Origin of the sequence: Tetzosporium hominis (genome assembly GCF_002265435.1) — a bacterium.
GTDB lineage: Bacteria > Bacillota > Bacilli > Bacillales_A > Planococcaceae > Chryseomicrobium > Chryseomicrobium hominis.
In genome coordinates this window covers 1-243 of sequence record NZ_NOKQ01000063.1, presented here as the reverse complement: position 1 = coordinate 243, position 243 = coordinate 1, and the positions used below count along the sequence as shown (strand labels likewise).

At 49.8% G+C, this 243-nt stretch carries 1 protein-coding gene; it reads right to left on the bottom strand.

Features of this window, described 5'->3' with window-relative positions; all coding sequences use genetic code 11:
* Positions 1-243, bottom strand: a 243-nt coding sequence (locus CF394_RS00210) for a DUF4186 family protein (RefSeq protein WP_207761657.1), incomplete at both ends; no start/stop codon positions are given.

Here is a 243-nt window from a genome sequence, read left to right as displayed (position 1 = left end):
ACCGGATGCCCGCGCATGGGGGTTTGCTTACCGTCGTTAGCCGGTAATGCCGGAGCAAGACGTTTAGCGACAAAATCTGCCGCATGTTGTTCAATGACTGGCGCGCCTTTCTCCAGACAATACTGACGCTCTTTCACACCCAAACGAAAGCGAGAGCGAAATTTTGAACGGGATAAACGCGCGAAGAGTGGATCGAGAGACTGCATTAATAAACTGAACGCCCTAATTGTTTCGTCAATTGTT